The 7,558-nt window shown below is 44.3% G+C and carries 8 protein-coding genes; 2 read left to right on the top strand and 6 right to left on the bottom strand.

What is annotated here, in order from left to right:
• The 6 genes from F6K20_RS16580 to petN form a co-directional block, all read right to left on the bottom strand.
• Positions 1–332: gamma-glutamylcyclotransferase family protein (locus F6K20_RS16580; RefSeq protein ID WP_287295342.1), on the bottom strand; the 332-nt coding region annotated here is incomplete at its 3' end.
• 317 nt (positions 333–649) lie between these two features.
• Positions 650–2,275, bottom strand: coding sequence for a 2-isopropylmalate synthase (locus tag F6K20_RS16575; RefSeq protein WP_044495474.1), 1,626 nt, complete (start codon positions 2,273–2,275; stop codon positions 650–652).
• 88 nt (positions 2,276–2,363) lie between these two features.
• Positions 2,364–2,882 carry a LabA-like NYN domain-containing protein gene (locus F6K20_RS16570; RefSeq protein WP_044495347.1) on the bottom strand — a complete coding sequence of 173 codons (519 nt, stop codon included), beginning with the start codon at positions 2,880–2,882 and terminating at the stop codon, positions 2,364–2,366.
• 582 nt (positions 2,883–3,464) lie between these two features.
• On the bottom strand, positions 3,465–4,286 hold the full coding sequence (locus F6K20_RS16565; RefSeq protein ID WP_008190374.1) for a sulfurtransferase: 822 nt from the start codon (positions 4,284–4,286) through the stop codon (positions 3,465–3,467).
• A gap of 418 nt (positions 4,287–4,704) precedes the next feature.
• Entirely contained in the window at positions 4,705–4,839 is a 135-nt protein-coding gene (locus tag F6K20_RS16560) for a hypothetical protein (RefSeq protein WP_267872114.1), read from the bottom strand.
• Between the two features lie 7 nt (positions 4,840–4,846).
• The gene (gene petN / locus F6K20_RS16555) at positions 4,847–4,936 is read right to left on the bottom strand and encodes a cytochrome b6-f complex subunit PetN (RefSeq protein ID WP_010871354.1); all 90 of its coding nucleotides are present in this window, start codon (positions 4,934–4,936) and stop codon (positions 4,847–4,849) included.
• A 339-nt stretch (positions 4,937–5,275) separates the two neighbouring features.
• On the opposite strand from petN, the gene F6K20_RS16550 reads away from it, so the two are divergent.
• Both F6K20_RS16550 and F6K20_RS16545 read left to right on the top strand, forming a co-directional pair.
• Complete coding sequence (locus tag F6K20_RS16550; protein ID WP_287295341.1) at positions 5,276–7,093, top strand: intein-containing RctB family protein; 1,818 nt, start codon at positions 5,276–5,278, stop codon at positions 7,091–7,093.
• Positions 7,094–7,323: 230 nt separating this feature from the next.
• Positions 7,324–7,542, top strand: coding sequence for a hypothetical protein (locus F6K20_RS16545; protein ID WP_154659968.1), 219 nt, complete (start codon positions 7,324–7,326; stop codon positions 7,540–7,542).
• Positions 7,543–7,558 lie beyond the last annotated feature (16 nt).

Genomic DNA, 7,558 nt, shown 5'->3' with positions numbered 1-7,558 from the left:
TGTGCCTCGCGGTGGCTACCGCGAGGCACTTCTTCCCGCAGATCCAAAGCTTCACTCACCCGCCAAGGTAAATGATACAAAACTCCTTCAACCCTTGACCCAGGAGTTTTCACCACATCCAGCGTCCCACAATTACGACGTCGAGATTTGCGATAAAAACCAATATGATAATCCTTGAGAGTAGCAGTACCAATCACAAAATTATGAGTATCTTCCCCAAGCGATCGCTTTAAATCTACTGGACACATACAAGAGCCATAAGCAAAATAGTAAAAGCCTGACTCTGTGTGACGTTGGTGTTTTCTGTCAGTGTTTAGCTCGGCAGCTGACATACGCAATCCTAATTCCTAACTTAGACCTAGACCTTGGCAAATAAAACCTTATTTTATCGAACAGTCGAGTAGTGGGGAGTGTCAACAAAAACCTTTCAGCAAAAATAAATCCCACCGTTTCAACCAGTGGGACAATTATTGAATATTGAAAGGCAAAGTATGCAGAGGTTTAAACTTTAAGATATTAGATATAGCGTTTCTAGAATTTATGAGGTACGCTTCTCAACCTCAAAGTCCCCCTTATTAAGGGGGATTTAGGGGGATCAAGTTGTACCTCATGGGTATAAGACTTGCTATAATTCCATAACAATTTGAGATCAGACCCCTGCTCTAGATCCTATCGATAACTCAGGATCATTACCCAACTTACCGTTCTGCATGGCTGAATACAGTCGGTTCAGCGCATTCACATAGGCCTGTGCAGAAGCCACAATAATATCCGTATTCGCCGCATAACCCGAATAGACCCGTTCATCGTGCCGCAAACGAATAGTCACTTCCCCAAGAGCATCAATTCCTGCCGTTACCGATTGCACCGAAAACTCAATCAGTTCATTAGGCACATTCACCACCCGATTAATGGCCTTGTACACCGCATCCACCGGACCAGTACCAATAGCAGCATCACTAAGTTCTTCACCGGTAGGTGTTCGCAGGGTAATCGTAGCCGTAGGACTAGAATTATCCCCACAGGACACCTGCACCAACTCTAAATGGAACACTTCCGGTGCCTGATAAACTTCATCATTAACAATAGCTTCTAAATCCCAATCCGTAATCTCCTTCTTCTTATCCGCCACCTCTTTAAACCGAACAAACGACTTATTCAGGTCATTGTCGGACAACTCATAGCCCAACTCCTTGAGGCGAGAACGGAAAGCATTGCGACCGGATAGTTTACCCAGTATTATCTGATTTTCCTTTAACCCAATCGACTCCGCATCCATGATTTCATAGGTCAGCTTGTGCTTAAGCACCCCATCCTGGTGAATACCAGACTCATGAGCAAAAGCATTCGAGCCCACGATCGCCTTATTCGGTTGTACCAACATCCCGGTAAGACTCGAAACCAGACGGGATGTCTTGTAAATCTGACGAGTATCAATAGTGCTTAGGGGTTCCTTCGACTCTGGGGGGCGTCCGAAGAAAGGATTAAAATACTGACGGCGGACATGTAATGCCATTACCAACTCTTCCAAAGCCGCATTACCAGCCCGTTCTCCAATACCATTAATCGTGCATTCCAGTTGCCGGGCTCCATTTTTCACTGCTTCCAGGAAATTAGCCACTGCCAGACCTAAATCATTATGACCATGGACAGAAATAATTGCCCGGTCAATATTGGGAACATTTTCCTTAATCCCACGAATCAAGCCACCAAATTCGCTTGGGGTAGTGTAACCTACAGTATCAGGAATATTAACCGTAGTAGCCCCCGCATCGATTACCCGTTCCAGGACTTGGTAGAGATACTCGGGATCGCTGCGCCCTGCATCCTCCGGGGAAAATTCCACATCATCCACAAAAGACTTGGCATAAGCCACCATTTCTGGAGCAATCTCTAACACTTCCTTTCTAGTCTTCTTCAGTTTGTACTCCAGATGAATATCCGAAGTAGCAATGAAAGTGTGAATACGGGCATTAGCTGCCGGTTTGAGGGCATTCGCCGCCGCCTTGATATCATCACGACTTGCCCGTGCTAGACCACAAATAGTTGGTCCAGATTCTATGCCCACGGCTTGAGCAATTTTTTGCACCGCCTCAAAATCACCAGGACTAGCGTAGGGAAAGCCTGCTTCAATCACATCTACTCTCAATCGTGCCAGTTGGTGAGCAATAATCAGCTTCTCATCCACATTGAGGGTTGCTCCAGGAGATTGTTCCCCATCCCGAAGGGTAGTGTCAAAAATGATAATGCGCTCTGATTGAGGTTGCTGGTTCATAACTAACTCGATGGGTTGATAGTCAGTGATTTGAAGAGAACGGTCGTCAGCCAACTAGATCGAAAGTTTGCTTCATATATAATTATAACTATGAATCAATTTTTTCAATTTGATCACGGACATCATTTAAATCAATATAACGGTCAGTGGCATTCCTCAGTTCCCTAGCAATCATCCCTTCTGTGGAAACCACCGTAATATGGGTATTTTTAGAGCGCAGTAATTCAATGGCTCTTTCAAAATCCCCATCTCCACTAAACAAGATCACTTTGTCATACTGTTCCACAGTATTAAACATATCCACAACAATTTCTATATCTAAATTAGCCTTTTGTGAATAGCGACCAGAGTTATCATCATAATATTCCTTTAAAATTTTAGTACGAACGGTGTATCCTAGACTAATTAGAGCATCTCGGAACCCCCGCTGGTCTTGAGGATCTTTGAGTCCGGTGTACCAAAATGCATTAACTAGAGTAATACCAGGCTCGTTTTTAAAATAGTCCAAAACCCGCCTAGGATCAAAAAACCACCCATTCTTTTGTTGGGCGTAAAACATATTATTGCCGTCTACAAAAATAGACATACGTTTCAGTGGACAATGCATATTTACTTAAACCTAACAATTTTCTATATAATCTTTAAGATAATTTTTTATTCTAGCAGTTTTTAGCTAGTAAATTAGTAATTACCTAAGACTTAACTAGTTAGTGGGTAAGCACTCAGCTATCAGCTATCAGCTATCAGTTTATGGGCGCTTGGGCAAGCTACACCGAACAGCTTTTGAATAAAACAGGTAAGCATTCGTTTAATCTGAGTAAAGTCACAGGCATTAAGCCTGTGCCACAAAGCTGAATGCTGACGGCTGACGGCTGAATGCTTACGTTAGTGGTAATTAGTGATTTGATTACTACTGATAGTGATGAGTGATCTGTACTTACCTCGTGAAAGAGTAAGCAATAGGGGGATAATTTCCGGATTTTGAGGATAGGATGCCAAATTTTCCCTCCTCTCCAGTTAAGTTATAGGGAGAAGGGGACCAACTCAGATCGAAACAATCAGGAGTATCAAAGGGGTGGTAGTTTAACGGGATTGGCAAGCTTTTGCGCAAGCAACACACTTAACCTGTTGCTTGCTTTGAGTAGTGCCACAGTTCCTCAAAGCTTTCAGCGTCAACGGGTGGGTAAAATTATAGATAAGAGCACCAGTCACTCCAACTCCCAGCATAGAGCTTGCCAGTGTTCATTCCTGCCAATGCTAGGGAGAATAGATTGACACAAGCGGTTACACCAGAACCACAATAAACCAGAATTTCTTGTTTGTTCTCCAGCTCAGTCCAGCGCTCTTGTTGCAATGTTAATGGTTGCAAATAACCATTGGTGTCCGTCACACCATGCCAAGGGTAGTTGAGGGCACCGGGAATGTGACCGGCAACAGGGTCAATCGGTTCTCGTTTACCTAAATAGCGATCGCTTTCCCTAGAGTCTACCAACGCCACCTCTGGCAAATCTTTACGTACTTTCACACTATTAATATCCACCACCGAATCAGAGCGCAACTGCTCTACAAAGATTCCTGGTTTTGTGGTAGGCTCTTGATCAGTTACTGGATACCCTTGGGAATGCCATCCTGTCCAACCCCCATCCAGCAACGCCACTTGGTCGTGTCCCAAGTAGCGCAGCAGCCACCACAAGCGGGCTGCAAAGGCACAACGGGAATCATCATAGGCAATCACTAGGGTTTTTCGGAAATTAACACCAATCCCTGCTAATTTTTGAGCTAACTTCCGAGGTTCAGGCAAAGGATGACGCCCACCATGACGCTCTACTGGTCTCGAAAGGTCCTTATTCAAATCGAGATAGTGAGCGCCCGGGATATGGCTAACTTTATACTGCTCATAGCCCAGGTCTGGATCAGATAGAGCAAAACGGCAATCGACAATTACGATGTCGGGATCATCAAGATGCTCACTCAGATACTGAGCAGAAACTATAAAAGGTTGTTCCGTCATGTGACATCACGGATTATAAATTTTAGTATTGATTTAGGACGAATAAGCTTTAGCGATATCAAGTGAGTCCGACGATTTAGCCTCCTAGGACTCTGTTCAAACAAAACTAATTAACGTTTGCTTGTTTGGTTGAGATTTGAACTTCCCCAACCGTCTTGGATGGGGATTCCCAGGCACAACCAAATAGATTGTTATCTCCTAGGGCGTAACTTTCCCCCGCACCGGGGGTAGCTGAGTAAGGTCAATTCCCAGTTTTTTAAGACCTTTCTCTTTTATTTTAACACTATTTGAAAGTAAAAATTCATCCCCAAACTATTCGTCAAGGGGTATTCTTTTCCCTCTCAAACTCTCCCTTTTGATAAGTTGGTAGTGCTTCCTTTAGAGGGATGAAAACCCCCAGCCATCCGCTGTCAGATTTTCATCCCTGTTTATCCCGCTGTTTGCGGCGGCGATCGCGCCACTCAGCAGCAGTTAGATAAATGATTCCTCCGCTGACCACCACTAATAATCCAGCGGCAGCAAAGAACAACATAGTGATTACGGGATTTTCCACGATACTGTTAAAACCCGTTACGACCCCAGACAACCATTGAGATTGACCAAGTGAACAAAACCAGTACAGAAACCCAGCCTAGTGTCAGAATATCCATAGCAATATATAAAAAAATTACTCAATAACTCCAAATCTTATAATAGTTCAATTTGAGACAGCCACCTCCTGCAGAAGTGGAATTCATTTGGGAATTATCTGGTTATGGGGTTAGCCCCCTGGTCTTTGAGCAAAGCTGATCATCCAGAGTCTGGCTAGGTTTCAGGTCAAGAGTATTTTAGCTGCACAGGGGGATAGTGTGACACTTACAAAACTGTCCACAGATTACTTCAAGAAAACTTGTGATGAACACCAGGTGATCAGATTCGACCTTATGGCCAAATTTGTAATATATCTGTATTATTGTGTAATATATAAAAAAAATAAATAATTTATTGTTATGCCTTACGAAAAACTAGACATCTCCACCCCAAAACCTGTGCTGTCTTGGGCGAATCACTCCCTAGCTGCTCAGGAAACCCAAATGGCGAAAAATGTTGCGTCTCTGCCATTTGTGTTTAAGCACGTCGCATTAATGCCAGACGTTCACCTAGGTAAAGGCTCATTGGTTGGCTCTGTAATTGCCACCAAAGATGCCATCCTGCCAGCAGCTGTCGGGGTAGATATTGGTTGTTTTACAGGTGATACCCTCGTTCCCTTGGTTGATGGCAAATCTTACTCACTCCAAGCACTAGCCAAAGGAGAGCGAGAAATTATTGTCTACTCCTGCACACAAACCGGAAAAATCGTCGCGGCTAAGGCTACAGCAAAATTAACCCGCCGTAACCAACTACTCTTAAAGGTCGTTCTCGACAACTCAGAAGAAATTAAATGTACTCCCGATCATCGATTCATGCTCAGGGATGGTAGTTACCGGGAAGCCCGTGACCTCGAACCAGGGACATCCTTGATGCCTTTCTACTCCCAAACCGATAAAGATGGTTACACCTTAATCCAGCAACCCGATTCTGGAAGATGGCAAAAGGCAGATGGGATTATCCCTCCCTCTGATATCCCTTCCTCTGAATGGTTAGAATCTCAATTGTCAGGAACAGTACCATCTTTTCCAGGTCACAGAACAGTCATTGACCACCATATTGATCACCATAACCTTGCTCGTGCCGAGCATCGAAGCTCAAATCTGGTAGGGGGGGCAAATCACAAAGTCGTCAATATCTTACCACTTCAGGAAAAACAAGATGTCTACTGCCTAACGGTTCCAGAGTATCACAACTTTGCCCTGACCGCTGGTGTGTTTGTTCACAACTGTGGCATGTCTGCCTTTAAAACCCCTTTTGTGGCAGACCAATTGGAGAGCAAGCTCAAGAAGATTCGCTTGGACATTGAAGCAGCTATTCCCGTTGGCTTTGAGCAAAACACAGATATCGAGAAAGCAGTGGTAAACTGGCAAGGCTGGCGTGATTTTAAGGAACTTCATCCAGGTGTGCAACGGCTAGATGGAAAATCCATGAAACAGCTGGGTTCCCTTGGAGGTGGCAATCATTTCATTGAATTGTGTCTTGATACCGACAATCAAGTGTGGCTGATGCTACACTCTGGTTCACGGCATATTGGTAATCAGCTAGCTAAGTGCCACATTAAGACCGCTAAAGAATTAGCAAAGCTAGCACATACAACCCTTCCTGACCGAGATTTAGCATACTTTGTCGCAGGAACCCCTGAATTTGCTGCCTACTGGCGGGATTTGCAATGGGCGCAAAACTATGCCCGTTACAATCGCGATATCATGATGGCTCGCTTCAAGGGAATTGTAGAGAAACATCTGGCTGGTGGTAAGTCCTTCAAGCCCTTGTTGTCAGTTAACTGCCATCACAACTATGCCGAAAAAGAAGTGCATTTCTCCGAAGAGGTTTATGTTACTCGAAAAGGAGCAGTGCGAGCTCGTACCGACGACTATGGTATCATCCCTGGGTCCATGGGGGCAAAGTCTTTCATTGTTAAGGGTAAAGGCAATCATGACAGCTACTGCAGCTGTGCTCATGGTGCTGGTCGTTTGATGTCTCGCAGCAAAGCAAAAAAGCAGTTCACCGTTGATGATTTAGTTGAGCAAACTAAAGGTGTTGAGTGCCGTAAAGATAAGGACGTTATCGATGAAATCCCAGGTGCTTATAAGCCAATTGATCAGGTGATGGCTAATCAGTCAGATCTAGTTGAGGTAGTGGCAACTCTGAAGCAGGTTGTTTGTGTTAAGGGTTGAAAACTATCAAAACTGAATCGAATCATTAAACTGTTAACCATTAGACAAAATGCAACAGAAACGTTTAGGTTTATGTTGCATTTTGCCTGTTGTAATCTCAAAAAAAAATGTAAGTATTCAGCTATCAGCTATCAGCTATCAGCTATCAGCTATCAGCTATCAGCTAATGCGCACGCTACTTGAGGTGCTACAGATGGTGCTTTTGAATAAGCGATGCAGAGGTGCGACCCGTGGCGAATTTAATTACGGGTCAAACGCACCATTACGGTCTTGGGGAGGCAGAGGTGCGACCCGTGGCGAATTTAATTCGCCTACGGAAAACTCACCATTACGGTCTTGGGGGTTCCCCCCATGACCGCGCTGCCGTGGTTTCCCCCGGAGACAAAACCTTAGATAGGGTCGCCTTTATAGTTAGCAGGTTATGCAGAAAAGGGTTAAATATTTTTTAATAAGGCGACCCTATCT

This window comes from Moorena sp. SIO2C4, assembly GCF_010672485.1.
Taxonomy (GTDB): Bacteria; Cyanobacteriota; Cyanobacteriia; order Cyanobacteriales; family Coleofasciculaceae; genus Moorena; species Moorena producens.
The sequence above is the reverse complement of the archived record's forward strand: the minus strand, read 5'-3'. Positions and strand labels throughout refer to the sequence as shown.

Excerpts from the sequence above, each read along its gene's own strand:
- F6K20_RS16570 (WP_044495347.1), bottom strand. The coding sequence starts at position 2,882 with ATGCATTGTCCACTGAAACGTATGTCTATTTTTGTAGACGGCAATAAT.
- F6K20_RS16565 (WP_008190374.1), bottom strand. The coding sequence starts at position 4,286 with ATGACGGAACAACCTTTTATAGTTTCTGCTCAGTATCTGAGTGAGCAT.
- petN (WP_010871354.1), bottom strand. The coding sequence starts at position 4,936 with ATGGATATTCTGACACTAGGCTGGGTTTCTGTACTGGTTTTGTTCACT.
- F6K20_RS16575 (WP_044495474.1), bottom strand. The coding sequence starts at position 2,275 with ATGAACCAGCAACCTCAATCAGAGCGCATTATCATTTTTGACACTACC.
- F6K20_RS16550 (WP_287295341.1), top strand. The coding sequence starts at position 5,276 with ATGCCTTACGAAAAACTAGACATCTCCACCCCAAAACCTGTGCTGTCT.